Source organism: Shimazuella sp. NTD247 (assembly GCF_059510415.1).
Genome location: NZ_JCAJZU010000006.1, coordinates 251,282 through 271,707 on the forward strand (window position 1 = coordinate 251,282; position 20,426 = coordinate 271,707).

At 38.1% G+C, this 20,426-nt stretch carries 20 protein-coding genes and 1 pseudogene; 4 read left to right on the forward strand and 17 right to left on the reverse strand.

Features of this window, described 5'->3' with window-relative positions:
• Positions 1-95: 95 nt before the first annotated feature.
• From AC5WOC_RS16305 to AC5WOC_RS16355, 11 genes are all read right to left on the reverse strand, one after another.
• Entirely contained in the window at positions 96-1,139 is a 1,044-nt protein-coding gene (locus tag AC5WOC_RS16305) for an oxidoreductase (protein ID WP_496056476.1), read from the reverse strand.
• Positions 1,140-1,158: 19 nt separating this feature from the next.
• The gene (locus AC5WOC_RS16310; RefSeq protein ID WP_496056477.1) at positions 1,159-1,848 is read right to left on the reverse strand and encodes a response regulator; all 690 of its coding nucleotides are present in this window, start codon (positions 1,846-1,848) and stop codon (positions 1,159-1,161) included.
• On the reverse strand, positions 1,845-2,198 hold the full coding sequence (locus AC5WOC_RS16315) for a sensor histidine kinase (protein WP_496056478.1): 354 nt from the start codon (positions 2,196-2,198) through the stop codon (positions 1,845-1,847). The genes AC5WOC_RS16310 and AC5WOC_RS16315 overlap by 4 nt, the downstream gene beginning before the upstream one ends.
• 122 nt (positions 2,199-2,320) lie before the next feature.
• Positions 2,321-3,448 carry an IS200/IS605 family element RNA-guided endonuclease TnpB gene (gene tnpB, locus AC5WOC_RS16320; protein WP_496056479.1) on the reverse strand — a complete coding sequence of 376 codons (1,128 nt, stop codon included), beginning with the start codon at positions 3,446-3,448 and terminating at the stop codon, positions 2,321-2,323.
• Between the two features lie 183 nt (positions 3,449-3,631).
• A complete protein-coding gene (locus tag AC5WOC_RS16325) occupies positions 3,632-4,000 on the reverse strand; it encodes a hypothetical protein (RefSeq protein WP_496056480.1) in 369 nt (122 codons plus the stop codon).
• Positions 4,001-4,065: 65 nt separating this feature from the next.
• Positions 4,066-4,503 (reverse strand): ABA4-like family protein, encoded by a 438-nt coding sequence (locus AC5WOC_RS16330; RefSeq protein ID WP_496056481.1) that lies wholly within the window; start codon positions 4,501-4,503, stop codon positions 4,066-4,068.
• A complete protein-coding gene (locus tag AC5WOC_RS16335; RefSeq protein ID WP_496056482.1) occupies positions 4,496-5,356 on the reverse strand; it encodes a hypothetical protein in 861 nt (286 codons plus the stop codon). Before AC5WOC_RS16335 ends, AC5WOC_RS16330 begins: the two co-directional genes overlap by 8 nt.
• A gap of 190 nt (positions 5,357-5,546) precedes the next feature.
• A complete protein-coding gene (locus AC5WOC_RS16340) occupies positions 5,547-6,191 on the reverse strand; it encodes a cupin domain-containing protein (RefSeq protein ID WP_496056483.1) in 645 nt (214 codons plus the stop codon).
• 227 nt (positions 6,192-6,418) lie between these two features.
• On the reverse strand, positions 6,419-6,685 hold the full coding sequence (locus AC5WOC_RS16345; RefSeq protein ID WP_496056484.1) for a hypothetical protein: 267 nt from the start codon (positions 6,683-6,685) through the stop codon (positions 6,419-6,421).
• 160 nt (positions 6,686-6,845) lie between these two features.
• Entirely contained in the window at positions 6,846-7,172 is a 327-nt protein-coding gene (locus AC5WOC_RS16350; RefSeq protein ID WP_496056485.1) for a hypothetical protein, read from the reverse strand.
• A 135-nt stretch (positions 7,173-7,307) separates the two neighbouring features.
• Positions 7,308-8,081: a polysaccharide deacetylase family protein gene (locus AC5WOC_RS16355; protein ID WP_496056486.1), complete on the reverse strand. Its 774-nt coding sequence runs from the start codon at positions 8,079-8,081 to the stop codon at positions 7,308-7,310.
• A gap of 395 nt (positions 8,082-8,476) precedes the next feature.
• Between AC5WOC_RS16355 and AC5WOC_RS16360 the strand changes: the two genes are divergently transcribed.
• A complete protein-coding gene (locus AC5WOC_RS16360; protein ID WP_496056512.1) occupies positions 8,477-8,545 on the forward strand; it encodes a hypothetical protein in 69 nt (22 codons plus the stop codon).
• On the forward strand, positions 8,521-8,673 hold the full coding sequence (locus AC5WOC_RS16365; protein WP_496056487.1) for a zinc ribbon domain-containing protein: 153 nt from the start codon (positions 8,521-8,523) through the stop codon (positions 8,671-8,673). The genes AC5WOC_RS16360 and AC5WOC_RS16365 overlap by 25 nt, the downstream gene beginning before the upstream one ends.
• A gap of 38 nt (positions 8,674-8,711) precedes the next feature.
• On the opposite strand, the gene AC5WOC_RS16370 is transcribed toward AC5WOC_RS16365, so the two are convergent.
• The 4 genes from AC5WOC_RS16370 to tnpB (AC5WOC_RS16385) form a co-directional block, all read right to left on the reverse strand.
• Entirely contained in the window at positions 8,712-11,819 is a 3,108-nt protein-coding gene (locus AC5WOC_RS16370; protein ID WP_496056488.1) for an efflux RND transporter permease subunit, read from the reverse strand.
• A 151-nt stretch (positions 11,820-11,970) separates the two neighbouring features.
• Positions 11,971-13,332 carry an ATP-binding protein gene (locus AC5WOC_RS16375; protein ID WP_496056489.1) on the reverse strand — a complete coding sequence of 454 codons (1,362 nt, stop codon included), beginning with the start codon at positions 13,330-13,332 and terminating at the stop codon, positions 11,971-11,973.
• Positions 13,329-14,003 (reverse strand): response regulator transcription factor, encoded by a 675-nt coding sequence (locus tag AC5WOC_RS16380; RefSeq protein ID WP_496056490.1) that lies wholly within the window; start codon positions 14,001-14,003, stop codon positions 13,329-13,331. Before AC5WOC_RS16380 ends, AC5WOC_RS16375 begins: the two co-directional genes overlap by 4 nt.
• Before the next feature lie 199 nt (positions 14,004-14,202).
• Complete coding sequence (gene tnpB / locus AC5WOC_RS16385; RefSeq protein ID WP_496056491.1) at positions 14,203-15,330, reverse strand: IS200/IS605 family element RNA-guided endonuclease TnpB; 1,128 nt, start codon at positions 15,328-15,330, stop codon at positions 14,203-14,205.
• Positions 15,331-15,495: 165 nt separating this feature from the next.
• Here tnpB (AC5WOC_RS16385) and AC5WOC_RS16390 point away from each other — a divergent pair.
• Positions 15,496-15,864 (forward strand): annotated as a pseudogene (locus AC5WOC_RS16390) (formylglycine-generating enzyme family protein); the annotation flags it as partial.
• A gap of 27 nt (positions 15,865-15,891) precedes the next feature.
• On the opposite strand, the gene AC5WOC_RS16395 reads toward AC5WOC_RS16390, so the two are convergent.
• Both AC5WOC_RS16395 and poxB read right to left on the reverse strand, forming a co-directional pair.
• Positions 15,892-16,407, reverse strand: a complete 516-nt coding sequence (locus tag AC5WOC_RS16395) for a pyridoxamine 5'-phosphate oxidase family protein (RefSeq protein ID WP_496056492.1) — start codon at positions 16,405-16,407, stop codon at positions 15,892-15,894.
• Positions 16,408-16,567: 160 nt separating this feature from the next.
• The gene (poxB, locus tag AC5WOC_RS16400) at positions 16,568-18,289 is read right to left on the reverse strand and encodes a ubiquinone-dependent pyruvate dehydrogenase (RefSeq protein ID WP_496056493.1); all 1,722 of its coding nucleotides are present in this window, start codon (positions 18,287-18,289) and stop codon (positions 16,568-16,570) included.
• A gap of 648 nt (positions 18,290-18,937) precedes the next feature.
• Here poxB and AC5WOC_RS16405 point away from each other — a divergent pair.
• Positions 18,938-20,398, forward strand: coding sequence for an NAD(P)/FAD-dependent oxidoreductase (locus AC5WOC_RS16405; protein ID WP_496056494.1), 1,461 nt, complete (start codon positions 18,938-18,940; stop codon positions 20,396-20,398).
• The last annotated feature ends 28 nt before the right edge of the window (positions 20,399-20,426 follow it).

Here is a 20,426-nt window from a genome sequence, read left to right on the forward strand (position 1 = left end):
GAAATCACATCTATCTGTTTCAATGACAATTTAACAGCAAAATAAAATGAATATACAAAAACACCCCAGATTGATAGTATCTGGGATGTTTCCAGTTATGTTAAATAGATTGCTTGTTTCTTTTCACTGCTCCATTTTGCTAATTCGATTAATTTTATGGTCATTAATCCCTCTTCTGCTGTTACAGGAGATGATTTCCCTTCACAAATATGCTCGTAAACCTTTTGATAATAAGTCACATATGATCCTGCAATCGTTTTCACTTTTTGCGTTACAGGTTTCCCTTCGATTTCAATCGTTAATTCCCCGTATTTGTCTGGATCATCTTGTCCCCAATCTGCACCAATTGGTTTCTTTCCTTCTATTAATGCTTGTTCCTGATTATCAAAACCGCATTTTATAAAACTTCCTTTTTCACCATGTACAATATATTTTAAGTCATGAGCAGGGGCAATTGATCCAGCATGTAAAATTGCTCGCATCGTATCATACCCAAGCACGACATGGAAATAATCATCTGTGACAGCACCTTCTCGTTGATTCACAACATCTGCCTGTACAAACTGTGGTGTACCGAACAAGTGCAGAGCTTGGTCAATCAAATGAGAACCTAAGTCATAAAGTATACCTGATCCTTCTCCTTCTTGCTCTCTCCAGCGGTTCTCTACATCTGGTCGATAACGATCAAAATGGGCTTCATAGATCTGAATTTCACCTAGTTTTCCTTGCTGTATCAAGTTTTTTATCGTCAGAAAATCATTGTCCCATCTTCTATTTTGATAAACACTGAGCATACATTTGTTCTCTTTTGCAATAGCTAATAGCTCCTCTGCCTCTTCTACGGTATTTACCATCGGCTTTTCTAACACAACATGTTTACCAGCTAACAAAGATCGTTTTGCCATCTCAAAATGAAGTTTGTTTGGAGTAGTGATGATGACGAGGTCAATAGAAGGATCATCTAATATTGGTTGGATGTCCGATACCACTTCGACATCTCCTATATCTTCTCTCACTTTGTCAGGATTGGATGAAAGAACAGTTTTGATCTCAAAGTAATCCAATACCTCTAGCAAAGGCGCATGAAATGTTTGACCTGAAAAACCATATCCGATAAGCCCTACCTTTAGTATTTGCATATTAGAACACCCTCTTTTCTTATTTATTCACCTCTTCTATATTTTCTGATAAACCAGCTCTTAAAGCAAATAGTGCAGCTTGTGTTCTATCTCGTATTTCCAGCTTTTTTAGGATAGAAGAGATATGATTTTTTGTTGTTCCTTCACTAATAAACAATTTTTGCGATACTTCTTTGTTATTCAAACCTTTTCCTAACAGACAAAGCACCTCAAACTCACGATTAGTAAGCTGTTCTAATTTTCTGCGTTCTGCTTTTTCTAATAAACTTTTGTCTTGCTTATTCTCGTGTTGATCTACTAGCTCTTCGATTAATTTTCCTGTTACCTCTTCTTGCATGACAACCCCACCACGATAAACACTGTGAATCGCTTGCACGATCGCCTCCGAAGGCATATCTTTGAGTAAATAACCTCTTGCACCGCTTACCATGGCAGAAATAATCAGCTCTTTATCATGAAATGTTGTTAACATTAAAATTTTCGTTTTCGGGTATTTTGCTAAAATTTGAGTTGTTCCTTTCACACCATCTAAAATCGGCATCCGGATATCCATCAAAACAACATCAGGTTGATATTTATCTACTAACTCCACTGCTTCTATTCCATTTGCACCTACTGCAATCACTTCAAGTGACTTCTCTAAATCTAATATCATCGATAATCCTTCCCGCATCAATCGCTGATCATCTACAATAATTATCCGGATCATTTCCCAACCTCCTCTCGCTGGTTGATAGGGATAACAACTCTTGTCTTAAACCCATTCCCTTTTTTCGTATAAAATGAACATGTTCCGCCAAATTCTTTCACGCGATTTTGCAAATTTTTCAATCCAAAACCTTGCTTTAAATGGTCAGTCCCCATACCATCATCTTGTATCTCTAATTGGCAGTATTCTTCTGTAAAAATAATTTTTATTTTAACTGTTTTTGCATCCCCGTGTCTTTTTGCATTTGTTAATGTTTCTTGCAATATACGATACAAACCAAAACTATACTGTGGAGATAAAGATTCAGGAAGATCCCCATGCCAATCATAACTAATTTCTAATTGTCTCATTTTTCATCTGATATACATAACGAATCAAAGCTCCTGTAATACTCGCAAATTTGACAACTCCACACGGCTAAAGCCGTGGGATTCTTGGGTAATCCCTGGTATTCCAAGGAAGTTTACCAAGCTTAGACCGTGAGCCCCACGGCAAGTAATCTTCTACCTTCTTTCACTATGTTTTTGGCTGCATTGATGTCTCGATCATGGGGAACGCCACATTCTGGGCATGTCCATTCCCGCAACTGGAGTTGCTTCACTTCTTTGTTTTTATAGCCGCAACTCGAACAAAGCTGACTCGACGGGAAGGATTTTCCCACTTTCACCAACTTCCTTCCGTATTCTTTCGCTTTGTATTCTAACATCGTAACAAACTCCGACCACGAAGCATCGGTGATCGATTTCGCCAGCTTCTGATTCTTCACCATGTTTTTTACTTGCAGCGTTTCGATGCTGATGACTTGGTTTTCGTTCACCAGTTTTGTCGATAGTTTCTGTAAAAAATCATGGCGGGCATGGGTAATTTTTTCATGGATGCGAGCAACTTGAATACGAGCTTTGTGCCAGTTGGAGCCATCTTTTTTTCTTCTTGCCATCGTTTGCTGCGCTCTTGCTAGTTTTTGTTCATATTGGCGAAAAAATCGGTTCGCATTCTTTTTCGTTCCATCATCAAAAATCGCAAAATCTTTCAGACCCAAATCAATGCCAATCGCTTCTTTTCTCGCTGGTATGGATCGCAAATAGCACCCCTCGCAAAGAATGGATATTTTATATTTACCTGTAGCTGTACGACGGATCGTTGCGGATAAAATACGACCACTTATTTCTCGGGAGAGAACAAACTTCACCCAGCCTAATTTTGGCAATTTAATTTTGTTTCCCTCGATTTCGATAGTTGGTCTACTACTTTTGGGATAGTTGCATTGACTCGTATACGCTTGCATCCGATTTTTCCTGCTTTTGAAACGCGGGGCATCGTTTTGTTTTCGAAAAAAGCGCTGAAAGGCATCCGCAAGATGTTTGATGGTGTTTTGCAGGGAAGTAGAATCAACTTCTTTCAACCACACCAACTCTCGCTTTTTCTCCGTTAGAAAACGGGAACAGATGCCATAGGTCAGTCCTTTCCCGGTTGCTTGATACACTTTGTTCCATTCACCAAGAAAATGATTGAATACAAAACGGCTACAACCGATGGATTTATGGATCATTGTCGCCTGTACTCTGGTAGGTCGAAGACGGTAAGAAAAAGCTTTATGCATGGAATCACCCCCTTATTGGAATTTTGCGAATAGTATAGATCGTACGTTCGATTCTTGTCAAGCTTACCTGAAAAATAGTCACACTTACGAAAGAACAAAAAAGTATCTTCTTCTGATGCTCGCTTTCATCCCACTACCCCTACCGTGGGTTTTCTTACTCGCAATGCTATAATAAAAGAGTAATTAATAATGACTTGCATAATGGGATGTAGCGTAAAAACAAACTCCAATGTAATTAACAAATAAACGTTGATGATAGTAGAGAAACAAACCTAATCCTACTAAGCCGATTAATAGCGGATATGGAAAATCAGTGTAAATATAAATCAAACCAGATACCAGCGAAATAACTAATTCTACTAGAAACATAATCCATAATCTTTTTTTCCATTTTAAAATTAGTACCGTCGTTATAACAAAAACCAAAATTGCTGAAAGGTTAAATAGGACATCCATGTTTGGCATAAAAAAATTTGCGCTTGCCATACACACCATTACGATCAAGCGGAATACCATTAGAGATGGATAAGGATTTTCTAAAACTTTTTTCATCTTACCCTCCTGTAAAAAGTATAAAATCACCTTCTCAATATAGAAAAGGCAATTAATTAAGTGAATTATTCTATAACTTCTCTCCGTTTAAAAACGAAACTAGCAATCATATAACAAAGGAATCCAAAAGGACCGAACATTAATGTGAAAAACAAAAGAACCGATTGCACCACAAGTGGTATTTTTTTGTTTTGTCGATTATCTTGAAATATATAGTGACCAACAAACAAATCAAAACAAAGCAAGTGAATCCAACATAGCAAAGCCAAATCAGGGTTTGACATAAGATGAATCACACCTGCAGAAGACCGAAAATCCTGCACAAAACCAAATCCATTTTGACCAATATATACGACTAGTCCAATTGTATACAAAATGGCTAGATAAATAGGAATTATTTTCTTATCCACAATAAATTGAGTGACTTTCCACTTTGGTAAAAAAATAAGAAACAACCAAAAGAATATAACAGTATTTGCAAATGAGTATAATGTTTCAAACATTTTTTGTTTCCCCTTCTTTAATAAAGAATCGTTTTACAAATGAGCTGATCGCAGCATACAGCCATATAATACAAGCTAGCAATGCAGCCACTGTGTAAACCGTTATATCAAAGACATCATTTCCTGTAGAAAATTGCAGGAACAAACTGCTGCCAACGATTAACCATGCAACTCCAGCCATATGAACAACTTTTCTTGCCTCTTTTAGGAAGTACCTTCCATTCATCGCCATCCACCCAATAACTGGTATGGCCTGAAGACCATGAAAACCAATAAAATGCAGCAGCATCTGATGTGGCATTTCTGGTTTTGGCGCAGGTTCATTGGTTATCATTACTGCATATACAATCATCCACACACCAGCTAGTAAAGCTAGTAATATCGAAAAACTGGCATAACGAGTTGCTAACAATATGAGAGGATAACTGCTCTTTTTCTGCTTCCAAACTAGTATCATAAAATAAAGAAGAAATATAATGATAAAAATCGAATCAATACCTAATCCCAAACCAACCAGCTGATCCATTCTTGTTCCCGCTTGGGTGAACCTCGGATCAAATCCTCTTATATTTTGTATCGTCTCCACTGCATATGCGATCCAAAATGTAACTACAAGCGGGTTCACAAACCATTTCCGCTGTGAACTTTGCAACTCGAGATATGAAAGTAACAAAGCAAGAGTTATAGAAAAAATACCAATCGCCAGATCAAATGAAATAAGCTTCGACCATTTTCCTTCTGGAGGAATCGTATTTCCATAGAGCAAATAAAAAAGATTCCGATCAACCCTAGTACTATACCGATTAAGCCTGTCAAAAAAAGCAACTTTTCTCTTTGATAAATTTCTTTCCAATGTAACAATGCTCTCTCCCCTTCTAATGATCTACTTCTATTTAACGAGAAAAAGAGATTTTCTACATCATCCATCGGATACAAAAAGGAGATGACTATTTTCCATTTCTATATTTGAAAAACATGACTTTTTTCCTATAGAAAATACAAAAAAATCATCGCTTTTATCAGCGATGCATTGATAGGTAACCTTAGTACCAGTATGGATCTTTGCGATATGATTCAGAGTAAGTATGTCTTGATTTGGCAGTCGATACTTTCGTCACTTTTTTCGGTTTTTGCTCATTTGTTCCAGCAAGACATTCATCAGTAGGTCCGATGACAATTTGTTGATTATCTAACGGGGCGAGCGTTTTCTTTAACAGTTCTGGATCAAGACAATACGTATGAGCTAGAACTTCAATCGGTGTTTTCGTCAAAATATCTGATCCAAATACATATTCAGGATATGGCGCATCAAAAATAGCGAGCAAATGAGTATTATCTGCAGTTGCTTCCTCCCAATGCCACCATCCTTTTGGTATATTGGCTACTTGCCCGGGGGTAATAGGAATATCACTACGTTTATTAGTAAAAGGGTTGATCAGCGAAACTAACGCACCTCCGCAAATACAATAAACCAACTCTGCCGCATTTTGGTGATAGTGTGGTTCTACTACCCTTCCTTTGCTCAAATAAATATCGAGTAAAGAGTTATTGCCTAATGTATTTAAATTATCTCTCCCCAAACGATTGATATAGTTTTCCGCATTTCGTGTATTTAAACGATTTTTATTGACATCAAAAAAGAATTGCAGATCACGTCTCGTATATTCTCTCCATGGATTTTTCGCCATTTTTCACCACTCCTGCCCAAATCATTCCTGTTCGCATTATATGGCTAGGAGAAGAATCCGTGACAAATGACTATTTTTTTATTTGATTCCATACATGAGGAATTCCGTTTTGACAGTACAATTCGTTAAGAGTTATCTATTTTTAGAGTAATACGTTTGGTTGATAAAATCACGAGACGGTAGACAACTTCTGCTGTCTACCGCCTTTGTTTGGTTATACCAGACTACTACAGACTCTGCTGCAGCTCTTTCGCATAGTTAACGGCGTCGTTGTAATCTTTGAATTCACGACCCTTGTTCGGATTCTTCTCATCCGGACGTCCCATACCGGCTCGTTCAATACTTTTCTCACCTTTACAGATGATCCAAATCTCAGTCAGAGCACTGCTGTCATACTTAACAGGTTCAATGAGCTCTACAGCCTTGATTCGATCACCCTTATTATTAAAGTTAAGCTTCTTGACAGCCTTCTTAACCTCTGCAACAGTAGTCATGGTTAACCTTTCCATCTTCTATATACAGGAAGGATTTCTTCCCAATTTTACTATATCTAAATGATAGCTACGAAACAAGACTATTCGAAAAAGAATAAATAAACCACGAGACGGCAGACAACTTCTGCTGTCTGCCGTCCTATTTGCTCAATCCATGTACTTACAGCTGCTGCCGCAGACGTTCTGCAAACTCATGAAGTGCCTTTTCGAAATTCGAGCCTTTATGAACCGGGAAGCGGGGATCTTTACTGTGATTTTCAAACCGCTCACAGCAGGAAACGCCCTTTTCAACTTCAAAAGCCAACCCAGCTTTATTAACAGCATCTACTCCAAGGCAAATGATGTAAATCTCACCAATCGGTCCGCCGGTCTCCCCCAGCTCTCTGCGGAGAGGGTTCAAAAGCTTTGCAGCCTTCTTTCGATCACCAGCATTCATCAGATTGAGTTTCTTCACTTCCTGCTTCGCATTCTCAAGAGCAGCAGACATGGTTGACCCTTCTATCTACGGTATAGGAAGATTGTTCTTCCTATTGAAATTATATAGTTTACCAAATTTTTTCGCAATTGTATTATACAAATAACATCAATGTTGTCTATCACCTTACATTGGATTGTCGTTTTCTCATTTCACCACATTAAACAGATGAGTAACCACATCTACCCGCAGCATATCATCTACTCTCATACATGTATATCCTCTCGAAATCACCTCTGGTAAAACTTCTTCCAGTGCTTGGATGGTACACAATGGCGCATCAGTATTGGCACCAAACGTATCCCCGCTATCATGTAATAAAATAATATCGCCATCTTTTATGTTTTCAAGCAGATTTCTTCGAATTCTTTTGCTTCCTCCTTTGCTTCGCCAATCTTTCACCATCAAAGACCAGAGTATGATTTTATAATGTTTACGCAGTGCAAGATCAAATAAATTCAACAGTCCCCAAGGTGGTCGATAATAAATTGGACGCTCCCCAGTAATTTGTTCAATAAGACTTGCTGATTCATCCAATTCCCGCCTGGTTGTCCAAGGCAAACGAAACCAATTTGACTGATGTATATAGTTGTGCACTCCGATCAAATGCCCTTCTAAATAAATACGACGAATGATATCAGGATATTGCTTTGCTTTGGAACCAAGAACAAAGAAGGTAGCTTTGATGTTATATTTCTTTAACAAATCTAATAGGAAAGGAGTGTAATTTGGATCAGGACCATCATCAAAGGTAAATGCTAATCCTTGCTGGGAGGGGGAATTTTTATAGACACCCTTCCCAAACCGTAACGTAACAATCGCTGGTAAAACCGCGTAAAAACAAAAAAAAGTTATTAGCAATAGAAATAAGCTCTCTATTAATGTCCTTCCCTCGAAGATATGTCCTTTTAAATAATACATGTGATTAACTCCTCTTCTTGTCTCCAAGGTTTTCTTTTTAATAACAACATCATATATTCAATACTCAAAAATTAAAAAAATCAACAAGAAGCTTTCTTATCAAAAAAAATTCATAACTTTTTATTTAAATATTTCATAGTCCATTTTAATCGATTTTTAAAGATATACATATTATAACATTGCGAGCTGGAAAACCCACGATAGGGGTAGTGGGATGAAAGTGAACATCAGAAGAAGATACTTTTTTGTTCTTTCGCAAGTCTGACTGATTTTTTAGATACATTTGATAAACAGCGAACGTACGATCAATAATATTCACAAAATTTCAATAATGGTGGGGTGATCTTATTGTTACGATGTTATAATACAAAGCGAAAGAATACGGAAGAAAATTGGTGAAAGTAGGAAAAACCTTCCCGTCCAGTCAGTTTTGTTCGAGTTGTCGCTATATAAACAAAAAGTGAAGAAACTCCAGCTGCAAGAATGGACATGCCCGGAATGCGGCGTTCACCATGATCAAGACATCAATGCAGCTAAAAACATAGTAAAGAAGGTAGAAGATTACTTGCCGTGCGAAGTTGTCAAACAATAAAGAACTCCTTCCTATTTAAAGGAAGGAGTAGGGTGTGTTTAAATTTCAACTAACTCTTTTGTTTTCTTTTCATCTTTCGTATTTTCACTCGCACGTACTGATTCTTTCGGTCTTATTTCAAGTCTCCTAAATTTCCCGACAGAAGCATACAACACAGGCACGAAAAATAGTGTCAGCAAGGTTGAAGTAGTTAATCCACCTATCACAGTGATAGCTAGTCCCTGTGAGATCAATAAGCTAGAATCTGTCGATAGTGCCAATGGGACTAAAGCAAAAATCGTTGCCAATGCAGTCATTAATATCGGTCGCAAACGCGTTTTTGCAGCATCCATAATGGATTGTTCCAATCCAAAGCCAGCTTTCCGCTTTGTTTCAATTCGATCTAACAATACAATTGCATTGGTAACAACGATACCAACTAGCATCAATAGCCCTATCATTACACTCATGGAAATCGGCTGATTGGTAATTAATAATCCACCAATTGCTCCAATAGGTACAAATAAGAGCGAGGATAGGATCACAAGTGGAGTTAATAATCCTCCATACGTCAAGCTCAATATTACAAATACCAAACCGATGGCAATAACAATAGCTATCCCTAAATTCGTAAGTCCTTCGGTAATATCCTCATTTCCTCCGCCGATCTGTGCTGTCACACCACTAGGAAGGGATAGAGCGTCAATGTCTTTTTTGATTTGTTGAGTAACATTTAGTGTGTTATCCCCTTTCACCAGCGCACTTACCTCTGTGTACATATCTCCATTTTCATGAAGAATCGATGCTGGGACATTACTCGTTGTGATTGTGGCAATATCAGATAACTTTTTATTACCAATTGGTGTTGGAATGGAAATGTTCTTCAAATCAGTCACTGTAGTTATTTTCTTATTGTAATCGAGTACAATTGTCTGATCCAATCCATCTAGCTGATAAGTGCCCACATCCAAAGGTTGCAAATACTGATTCACAATACCCATCACTTGTTGTGGCGTTAGTCCTAAATCTTTGCCGTCTTTATTTAACGTAATCTCCCATGCTTTTCGTGTTTCTTGGCTATTATTAGTAATATTTTTTAGATTGTTATTTTGCTCAAATAAATCTTCTACTTGATTGGATGCTGTTGTTAAATTTTTGAGATTATCACCATATAACTTCACTTCTACATTGTTTCCAGCACCAGGTCCAGATTGTGCTTGTTCAGAAACTTTCACTATCGCTTTTGGATATTTGTCCTGGCTGATGTCTGTTAGTTCATTTTCCACTTTAGTCAATGTATTATCGAGCCCTACTCCTTTTTTCAGTTCAAGGGAGAAGGTTATCTTTTGTTGATCCGTACGGTTCATCTGCAAAGGGTTGTTTGATGTGCCAACTGTCACTTGTTGTTTGTCAAAACGGTTCATCTTCTTCAATTTATCATCGATTTTATCTGCCAAATCTTCTGCCGCACCAAGTGTAGTACCTGTAGGCAAAGTAATCTCTGATGTAATCATATTTGCTTCACTAGTTGGCAAGAATGAAAAACCTAACTGGGGAATCAACGCCAAAGATCCGATCAATAAGAAAAGAGAAACAATAATCATCAGTGTTTTTTGACGAAGTGCTCCGTTCAGCATTTTGCTATAAATACGAGAAAGTCTCGTTTCTTCAGGATGATGTTTCACTTTTTTAAAGAACGAGGCTCCAAGTATAGGAATCAATGTAAATGCTACTAACAACGAGACAAGTATGGAAATCGCTACCGTCAACGCGAAAGGACGGAAAATTTCTCCAATCATATCTGAAACAAAGGCAAGCGGCAGAAAAACAGCTATGGTCACAAATGTAGATGAGGCTACAGCTGTTCCCACTTCCTTGGTAGCATGAACCACCAGTTCTTTATTTGATATTGTATCTTTTTTCTGTTGTTTCCAGCGAAAAATATTTTCTATGACCACAATGCTATCATCGACAATTCGACCCACTGCTACTGCCATACCACCGAGTGTCATGATATTCAAGGTATAGCCTAAAGGCTCCATCATCGTCAGCGTAACAAGAATCGACAGAGGGATCGATAAAAGAGCAATGATGGTTGCTCGGAAGTTTCGCAAGAACAGCGCTATAATCAATACAACGAAAATCGCTCCATAAAGTGCTTCATGTATGAGGCTTGAAATCGATTTTTCCGTTTCCTTCCCTTGGTCAAAAATCGGGTGAATCTTAAATGCTACATTATCTTGATACTTCTCCAAGATTTCTCGTACAGACTTAGAAACATCCGTTGTATTCGCATCTTGATCTTTGGTAACTTGAATTTGAAAAGCACTTTCCCCATTGACTTTGCTGATTTCATTTTGTTCTGAGATATGTTTGATCTCTGCGATATCCCCTAATTTAACAGGAGCTGCTGGAGCAGTTAGCTGCTGATTCATTCCTGCTGATGCGCTATGAATCGGCACATTTTTTAAATCGGTTACTTTTTGCAAGTTTCCAACCAAACGTACAGCAATCGTATTATCTTTTGTCTCTGCAGAGCCAGCAGGCAATGAATAATCTTCGTTTTGCAGTGATTGCTTAATGTCATTTAAGGTTAATCCTTTAGCTTTTGCTTTATCTAAGTCTACATGGATAGAAACTTTAGATGTTTTGGTTCCACTTACTGTTACAACATTTACCCCTTTTGTTTTTTCTAACTCAGGAACAATTTTATCTTCCAGTTCTTTTTGTAAATCTGTTTCATATTTCGTAGACAAGGAAGCAGAATATACGGGAAGATCATTTAAGTTTATTCGTTTGATTTGATAATCTGCTTCCTCTGGCAGATTGACTTTGGCAAAATCACTATTTAACTCCTGTACTTTTTTATCCAAATCAGCTCCATACGGATAGGTGATTTGGATGTTTGTCATATTATCACTTGATGTGCTAGTCATATTTTCATAGTCATTTTGCTGCTTGATCACATCTTCAAGCGGTTTGGTTATATTTTTTTCGATATCTTCTGCACTTGCGCCCATTTGATTGGCTTGTACTGTCAAAACAGGATTACTCACATCTGGTATAGTCTCTAGCTTTAGTTTTCCAGAAATAAGTACTCCAGACACGATGACAATGATGGCAAGCAAGAAGATTACTACATTGTTTTTTAAACTCCACTTCGTCACCTAGACTCCTCCTTTATTCACTTAGATAAACCTACTCTTTTAAAATGAACTCAACATGAACAAAAAGTAAAAATCATGTCAAAACAGCGAACAAAAAACAGCCTCTTTTTTCCAAGAAGGCTGTTCTGCTAAGGATAGATAGAAAAATACCCTAAACGTCTCGCTTCGGAAAAATAACGGTAAATGTTGTTATTTTTCCCATTTCACTATTTACTATAATGTTTCCATTATGCAAATCGATGATTTTTTTGGCAATAGACAATCCAAGACCATTACCAGACTTTAATCGATTTCTTGCAGGATCACCTGTATAAAAACGATCAAATATATGAGAGAAGGAATCTTTTGGGATTCCTATACCTGTGTCTGAAATAGACACGGTCACTTCATTCTCTGCATCTACAAGATCGATAGCAATTTTACCGCCTTCTGGTGTGAATTTAATACTATTGCCAATAAGATTCAGCCATACTTGGCTAAGCTGATCTTGATCAGCGGAAATAAAGCTTTCTTCCAGTGTCAAACTCATATTAAGCCTTTTTTGTGCCCATTGAGGTTCTAAAAATGCAATGAGTCTTCTTAATTGCTCATCCAGACGATAAGTTACTGGATGGTAGGGGTGATGATTGGATTCAAGAGAGGCCAATTTTAGCAGATTTTCACTTAAACGAGATAAACGCTCTGTCTCTTGCTGAATAATAAGCAGAAACGAATTGCGTTCTTCTGTTGATATTGCTTCATCCATCAACATTTGCGAATAACCTCTAATTGAAGTTAGTGGCGACTGAATCTCATGAGAAACATTTGATATAAAATCCTGTCTCATCTGTTCAATTTCCCTTAATTCTTTTGCCATCGCATTAAAACTATCTGCGAGCACACCAAGTTCATCTTTTTGTTTTACACGGATATCAATATCAAAGTTTCCCCCTGAAAGCTGCTTGGTAGCAGAAGTCATCGCTTTTAATGGCCGGACAATATATTGGGATGCAATAACGATTAAAATACTGCCGACAGTAAATATAATAAGCAAAACGGTATCAACAATCTTATCGAATGTCCCCATAAATTTGGATACACGAAGTTTGATGAACAGCGCATGTGGCTTTCCATCGATTTGAAATGGAAGACCAACCATTTGCAGCGACTTATTTTTCTGGTTGCCGAAAAAAATACCACCTTTTAAAACATGCTGAATATCCGCTTTTGAAAATGGCTGACTTATTTTTTTGGAAGACGCGGAGCCATAATAGCTCCCTTTTTCATCACTCGTATATAACCAAATATCATAATTTAACCTTGAAATACTCTCTAGGTAAGAATCAATTTCTTTTACAGGATATTGTTGATACATGGTGATGATTTCTTTTCCTTGCTGCACAAGTGTTTGATGAACCTGCTCTTCGAGTTCTTGACGGTAGAGTAAGTTTGCAGTTGCAAAAGAAATAAGGAGACTGATAATCACAATCCCTACAAATGTAATCACCAACCGAACATAGAGGGTGCGTTTCACGAAGTCACTTCCAATCGATATCCAAGACCACGCACTGTAGTAATTTGAAAATCATCTGTCTGCAAGTCTAACCGTTTTCTAAGCCGCTTGATATGGACATCTATAGTTCGGTCATCACCGTCATAATCCATTCCCCAGATACGTTCAATTAATTGATTTCGGGTAAAAATTTGACTAGGATAACTTGCTAATTGATACAATAACTCAAACTCTTTGGGTGGTAATTTGATTGTCTCCATTCCAGTACGTACTGTATAACTATCTGCATCTAGAGTAGTATTACCAAATTGTATCCATTTGCTTGCTGTGATTCGAGCCCGCCGTAACATCGCTTTTACCCGTGCGACTAATTCGTGTGGATCAAACGGCTTTGTAATATAATCATCTGCTCCCAACTCCAACCCTTTGATTCGCTCATCGATTTCCCGCTTTGCTGTCACCATCAAAATAGGAATATCACGAGTTTTGCGTATTTCCCGGCAAACCTCCCATCCATCTTTCTCTGGTAACATCACATCCAAAATTACAAGATCGATGATCTTTTCATTTATAATGGACAGCGCATCATTCCCATTTTCTGATTCATGAATGGTAAAACTTTCCTTTTTCAAATAAAACGCAGTCATATTGCGGATGTTTAAATCATCTTCCACAAGCAGTATATGAATCATCTTTATTCCTCACATTATTTTACTATTTAAGGATGAAAAGCGTAATTTCTGTCTATTTCGCTATGTTTATTTTGTATATTTCATTCGATTTTAATATTATTGTCCGAGAAATTATTACAATCATTAATTGACAACTCCACACGGCTAAAGCCGTGGGATTCTTGGGTAATCCCTGGTATTCCAAGGAAGTTTACCAAGCTTAGACCGTGGGCCCCACGGCAAGTAATCTTCTACCTTCTTTTACTATGTTTTTGGCTGCATTGATGTCTCGATCATGGAGAACGCCACATTCTGGGCATGTCCATTCTCGTAGCTGGAGTTGCTTCACTTCTTTGTTTTTATAGCCGCAACTCGAACAAAGCTGACTCGACGGGAAGGATTTCCCCACTTTCACCAACTTCCTTCCGTATTCTTTCGCTTTGTATTCTAACATCGTAACAAACTCCGACCACGAAGCATCCGTGATCGATTTCGACAGCTTCTGATTCTTCACCATGTTTTTTACTTGCAGTGTTTCGATGCTGATGACTTGGTTTTCGTTCACCAGTTTTGTCGATAGTTTCTGTAAAAAATCATGACGGGCTTGGGTAATTTTTTCATGGATGCGAGCAACTTGGATACGAGCTTTGTGCCAGTTGGACCCGTCTTTTTTTCTTCTTGCCATCGTTTGCTGCGCTTTTGCTAGTTTTTGTTCATATTGGCGAAAAAATCGGTTCGCATTCTTTTTCGTTCCATCATCAAAAATCGCAAAATCTTTCAGACCCAAATCAATGCCAATGGCTTCTTTTCTCGCTGGTATGGATCGCAAATAGCATCCCTCGCAAAGAATGGATATTTTATATTTACCTGTAGCTGTACGACGGATCGTTGCAGATAAAATACGACCACTTATTTCTCGAGAGAGGACAAACTTCACCCAGCCTAATTTTGGTAGTTTGATTTGGTTCCCCTTGATTTCGATGGTCGGTCTGCTATTTTTGGAATAATTACACTGACTCGTATACGCTTGCACTCGATTTCTCCTACTCTTGAAACGCGGAGCATCGTTTTGTTTTCGGAAAAAGCGCTGGAAGGCATCCGCAAGATGTTTGAGGGTGTTTTGCAGGGAAGTAGAATCAACTTCTTTCAACCAGGTTAACTCTCGCTTTTTCTCCGTTAGGAAACGGGAACAAATGCCATAGGTCAGTCCTTTTCCGGTTGCTTGATACGCTTTGTTCCATTCGCCAAGAAAATGATTGAATACAAAACGGCTACAGCCGATGGATTTATGGATCATTGTCTCCTGTACTTTGGTAGGTCGAAGACGGTAAGAAAAAGCTTTATGCATGGAATCACCCCCTTGTTGGAATTTTTGCAAATATTATAGATCGTATGTTCGTTACTTGTCAAGCTTATCTGAAAAATAGTCAAACTTACGAAAGAACAAAAAAGTATCTTCTTCTAATGCTCGCTTTCATCCCACTACCCCTACCGTGGGTTTTTTCGCTCGCAATGTTATAATAATGCAAATGGTTTTCGCCTGCCAACAGATGCAGAATGGCAATATGCATGTAAATCAACTTCAAAAGGATATCGTTATGGTGATATTGATGCGATTGCATGGTATAAAGAAAATTCAAACGGACAACCTCATGATGTTGGGAAAAAAATGCCTAATGATTGGGGTTTGTATGACATGATCGGCAATGTTTGGGAATGGTGCTGGGATTTATATGATGCAGCGACCTTTGGTAACTATCGAATAATTCGCGGTGGGAGCTGGGCAGAAGAAGAACGCGGATGTGGAGCAACATGCCGCCGCAAAAGTATGCCTGATTTTTCTATAGATGATATTGGGTTTCGAATCGCAAGATCTATTTGAAAAAACAAAAATAGGAGGTTTATGCCCCTATTTTTGTTTTTTCAGTTCTTCTAGTACTTTACCTACCTCAACTTCTAAACGGCCATCGATTTGTGTTTTCAGGACCGTTTCTATATCCATAATGTATATATTTACAATTTCAATCTTATAAAATCTCCATGGAGCATTCCCCTCAAAAGATGTAGAAGGACGATACCACCATTCGCGCTCTTTTGGATCAGGAAAGTTAGTCTGAAAATAGTATTCAGAGACATCCTCTAGTTCCCTACCAGATACAACAGTACAATTTCCAATAAATTGCATGCCGTCTACTTCTTCTCCCACTGCTGTAGAGTTATAGATGGCACACATGACCTTTGAATTTTTTTCAATATCTTGAGAGTGACGCGCTTTCAAAGCGGAATAAAAATATAAGTTTCCTTCCTCGCCTATCACATAGTTGACAGGTGCAACCCAAGCTCCTTCATCTGAACTTGTTCCTAGTGTTAGATACCTATTCTCTTTTAGTATTTTCACTGCACGTGTAACATATTGATTTGTCATCTATCTCTCTCCTTTTGATAGAAATTCAATATAAATTTAAATATAAAAATTTCTAAGGAAAAAGTAAAGACAAAGCAAACGGAAACTTGAAGGTTGTCTGGAAGATACAGAAATTTATATCATTAAATACAATATAAATTTGGGATAACCATTTCTGCCTTTATCGAAACAGATTTGTTTTTGTAAGTTCAACTAGTTCATTCCCATGCCCACTTAGTACCGCTTTCAGCATCCACATTGTAAAACCGCGTGCTTGATCGAAAGTAATTTTTGGCGGCAACGCTAATTCCTGACGATTAACCACCACATCCAACACAACAGGGCCGTCATGCTGAAATGCATGATGAACTGCATCGTTCAAATCATACGCACTTTCCACTCGGATACCTTTGAGACCAATAGCTTCTGCCAAAGCTGCGAAATTAGGATTATCTAGATCAGTTCCAATCTCCAAGTATCCTGCTGCTTTCATTTCAAGTTCCACAAAGGCTAGTGATCCGTTATTGTAGACAACGACTTTTACTGGCAGCTTATGCTGTCGAAGCGTGAGTAAATCACCCAGCAGCATCGTAAGTCCTCCGTCACCAGATAAAGAGACAATTTGCCGGTCTGGCTGTGCTACTTGAGCACCAATAGCCTGTGGAAGTGCGTTGGCCATCGTGCCATGATTAAATGAGCCAAGAAGACGCCGCTTTCCATTCATACGCAGGTACCTTGCTGCCCATAAAGTTGGTGTCCCAACATCGCATGTTAACACTGCATTTTCTGCTGCAAGATCGCTTACTACTTTCGTCAAGTACTGGGGATGAATGGTCGATCGTCCTGGTGTAGCAAGTTTGTCCAATTCTTCTCTGACATCAGCATAATGATTGGAAAATTTCCGCAAATGCTCAGTAGAGTGTTGCACAGTTAAATATGGTAATAATGCATCTACTGTAACTTTCACATCCCCACAAACCCCATACGTCAATGGCGTACGGCGACCGAGATGAGCAGGATTTATATCTACTTGGAGAACAGTAGCATTCTCAGGATAAAACTGCCGGTACGGAAAATCTGTTCCTAACATCAATAAAACATCACATTCCATAATGGCATGATATCCAGAGGAATATCCGATCAAGCCGGTTAATCCAACCGAATACGGGTTGTCATATTCAAGAAACTCTTTGCCCCGAAGTGCTATTACCATCGGGGATTTCAAACTATCACACAGATTCATTATTTCTTTATGAGCACCTGCACATCCAGCACCACACAGTAAAGTAATACGTTTGCCTCCATTCAAGTATCCAGCTAAACGTTTCAGTTCCTCTGGATCAGGATGAACAATCGGCTGTGTCGGATGAATAACGCGTATTGGAGTGCGGCTTTCATCGAATTCAAAAGCAGCCACATCACCAGGCAGAACTAAAACAGATACGCTTGATTTAGCAATAGCAGTCTGCATAGCAGTTGTAACAATATGAGGTACTTGCATCGCACCGGTCACAACTTCACAAAAAGCACTGCACTCCTTAAATAAATGATCCGGTTTGGTCTCTTGAAAAAATTCACTTCCAACTTCAGAGCTCGGAATATGTGCAGCGATAGCTAGTACAGGAACACGATTGCGGTAGCAATCATACAGCCCATTGATCAAGTGTAGATTCCCTGGTCCACTGCTTCCAGCGCACACCGCAATACTCCCGTTTAAAGCTGCATCTGCACCTGCAGCAAATGCAGCGACTTCCTCATGTCGAACGTGAATCCATTCTATTTTTCCAGATCGCCTAATTGCATCAAGCAAGGCATTAAGTGAGTCTCCAATAATTCCGTAAATTCTTGTTATACCGGCATTAATCAGCGTTTCCACAATGGAATCTGCGATGGTTCGTTTCATAAAATCGCTCCTTTTATTTTTTTAGTTTTCCGGTTTTTCATGGTGTTATTCCTTTGGAGTATTGATTGTCTGTTCCATCTATCTTGTGAAATGGTGTTTTCTTTTCTCATTTTTTCAGAACTTCATTTTTCATGTTTACTCATAAAAAAAATCCCCTTCTCAACTCGAAAGGATATTCCTGTGTATCACAAAGCGCATCTGTGCGCCGGTGCATCTTCGAATAGTTAAATAAGACATTAAAATAAACAATAAAATACGATTAAAATATTTGATCTAAAAAAGAATAAAGGAAAACCGTAACCCATACGATTTCCCCTTATTTCAAATTTAATTCATAATTATCAGACATTTAATTTTTCAAAGTGATTTCATATAGCTTTTTATATTTATTGGAATACTTCATCTAGAAAATCAAAAACTACTTGACGCATCCGACTTAAATTATTTGCTAGGCAATGAGCAGCTGCTCCCTCTTCAACAGAAAAGATATTTAATATTTTTCAACCGAAAAAAATATTTCAATTCAAGACGAGAGTATGAGAGCTGAGTATTCAAATATAATGTTGACTTTCTCATCAATTTCACTTATATTAAAAAAAGTAAATAAATGATTCATTTAATTATTTTCTGATTTGGAGGAATACCATTATGAGAAAACCAGCCCTATCCAAAGATATGACAAACCGTGCTATTATCATCGGCGGAAGTATCGGAGGAATGTATGCAGCAAAGGTATTATCACCGTACTATAAAGAAATCATCATGATCGATCGAGACGATTTTCCTGAAAAAGCCGAAAATCGTGCAGGAACTCCTCATGCCTTTCATCCACATCGATTTACTGCTGCAGGTGCAGATATTACCAGAAAACTATTTCCTGAATACTATGACCAATTACTCAAACACGGTGCGCATTCTTCTCTCGACAAAACAGTATTGAATTCAAATCAATATGGTAGCAGTACAGTAAAATATGAACGTGATGATCTGAAATTTAGCAGAGCATTATTAGAATGGGTTATTCGAGAACAAGTAAAAAAAATCGAGCATGTAACATTTATCACCAACGCACAGGTGACAGGTTTGCTCGCATCAAAAGATCGTACTTCTATCACCGGGGTCTCTATTCGTAACCGAAATGCGGAAAAAACGGAGGAAATTTACTTAGCAGATTTGGTATTGGATATAAGCGGCCGTGCATCCAAACTACCAGAGTGGTTGTCTACTTTAGGATATCAAGTACCTCAACCTGATATATTAGATGTTCAATTAGGATACAGTACACGTCGCTATCAAACGCCTTCTCATTTGCAACATCTCATTGAGGAGTGGGATGTCATCAACATTGATGGTCAACCTAAAAACGGCACGTTTAAAGGAGTTTTCTCTTTTATTGAAAATGGGATTGCCGAGATGATTTTATATCGTCCAGGTGGAAAATTTCCTCCTATTGATGAAGAAGAGTATGAAAATGAGGTTTCTAAACTTCCTACTCCTGCGGCCCACGAAATTATTCAGCAATTAGAACCAGTCTCCAAACCAAGAGGATTTCGTGTCCCGCAGTTATACCGTCATCACTATGAAAAAATGCAAGATTGGCCAGCAGGATTATTGGTATTAGGAGATGCCTATTGCATTTACGATCCTATTTTTGGTCAAGGAATGACCGTAGCAGCTTTGGAAGCAGAAGCATTAGCGGAAGGATTGAAATTACAACTATCAGAACAAAACCAAAGTTTTGAACGGGATATGATGCAGCAATTTCAACAAATAATTGAGAAAGCATGGTGGTTAAACTGCGCGAATGATTTAAAATGGGAAGGGGTAACTTACAAAGCTTCCATTCCCATCAAGGGATTAGATTTTGGAAAAAAATACTTAGAACTATTTTTGGAGTATGCTACGACTTCAAATGACTGGGAACTAGTGGGGCTATATTGGGATGTAGCAACTCTATCCGTTAGCCCAAATGAAATCTTACATGCTCCAATCGTCGAAAAAGTACTCCAATCCTCTGAAGATGGGAAAAAATTTCTGGAGGATTTACTTTTAGAACATAACAAACCATTTGAAGAAATCCTCGATGAGATTTTACCTACTTTTGCTTAAATAGCTTAAAAATAATATCCTAACTATA

Coding starts and splice junctions, on each gene's coding strand:
- AC5WOC_RS16305 (WP_496056476.1), bottom strand. CDS start 1,139: ATGCAAATACTAAAGGTAGGGCTTATCGGATATGGTTTTTCAGGTCAA.
- tnpB (WP_496056479.1), bottom strand. CDS start 3,448: ATGCATAAAGCTTTTTCTTACCGTCTTCGACCTACCAGAGTACAGGCG.
- AC5WOC_RS16405 (WP_496056494.1), top strand. CDS start 18,938: ATGAGAAAACCAGCCCTATCCAAAGATATGACAAACCGTGCTATTATC.
- AC5WOC_RS16355 (WP_496056486.1), bottom strand. CDS start 8,081: ATGTATTATTTAAAAGGACATATCTTCGAGGGAAGGACATTAATAGAG.
- AC5WOC_RS16380 (WP_496056490.1), bottom strand. CDS start 14,003: ATGATTCATATACTGCTTGTGGAAGATGATTTAAACATCCGCAATATG.
- AC5WOC_RS16310 (WP_496056477.1), bottom strand. CDS start 1,848: ATGATCCGGATAATTATTGTAGATGATCAGCGATTGATGCGGGAAGGA.
- AC5WOC_RS16330 (WP_496056481.1), bottom strand. CDS start 4,503: ATGTTTGAAACATTATACTCATTTGCAAATACTGTTATATTCTTTTGG.
- poxB (WP_496056493.1), bottom strand. CDS start 18,289: ATGAAACGAACCATCGCAGATTCCATTGTGGAAACGCTGATTAATGCC.
- AC5WOC_RS16340 (WP_496056483.1), bottom strand. CDS start 6,191: ATGGCGAAAAATCCATGGAGAGAATATACGAGACGTGATCTGCAATTC.
- tnpB (WP_496056491.1), bottom strand. CDS start 15,330: ATGCATAAAGCTTTTTCTTACCGTCTTCGACCTACCAAAGTACAGGAG.
- AC5WOC_RS16345 (WP_496056484.1), bottom strand. CDS start 6,685: ATGACTACTGTTGCAGAGGTTAAGAAGGCTGTCAAGAAGCTTAACTTT.
- AC5WOC_RS16325 (WP_496056480.1), bottom strand. CDS start 4,000: ATGAAAAAAGTTTTAGAAAATCCTTATCCATCTCTAATGGTATTCCGC.
- AC5WOC_RS16350 (WP_496056485.1), bottom strand. CDS start 7,172: ATGTCTGCTGCTCTTGAGAATGCGAAGCAGGAAGTGAAGAAACTCAAT.
- AC5WOC_RS16395 (WP_496056492.1), bottom strand. CDS start 16,407: ATGACAAATCAATATGTTACACGTGCAGTGAAAATACTAAAAGAGAAT.
- AC5WOC_RS16315 (WP_496056478.1), bottom strand. CDS start 2,198: ATGAGACAATTAGAAATTAGTTATGATTGGCATGGGGATCTTCCTGAA.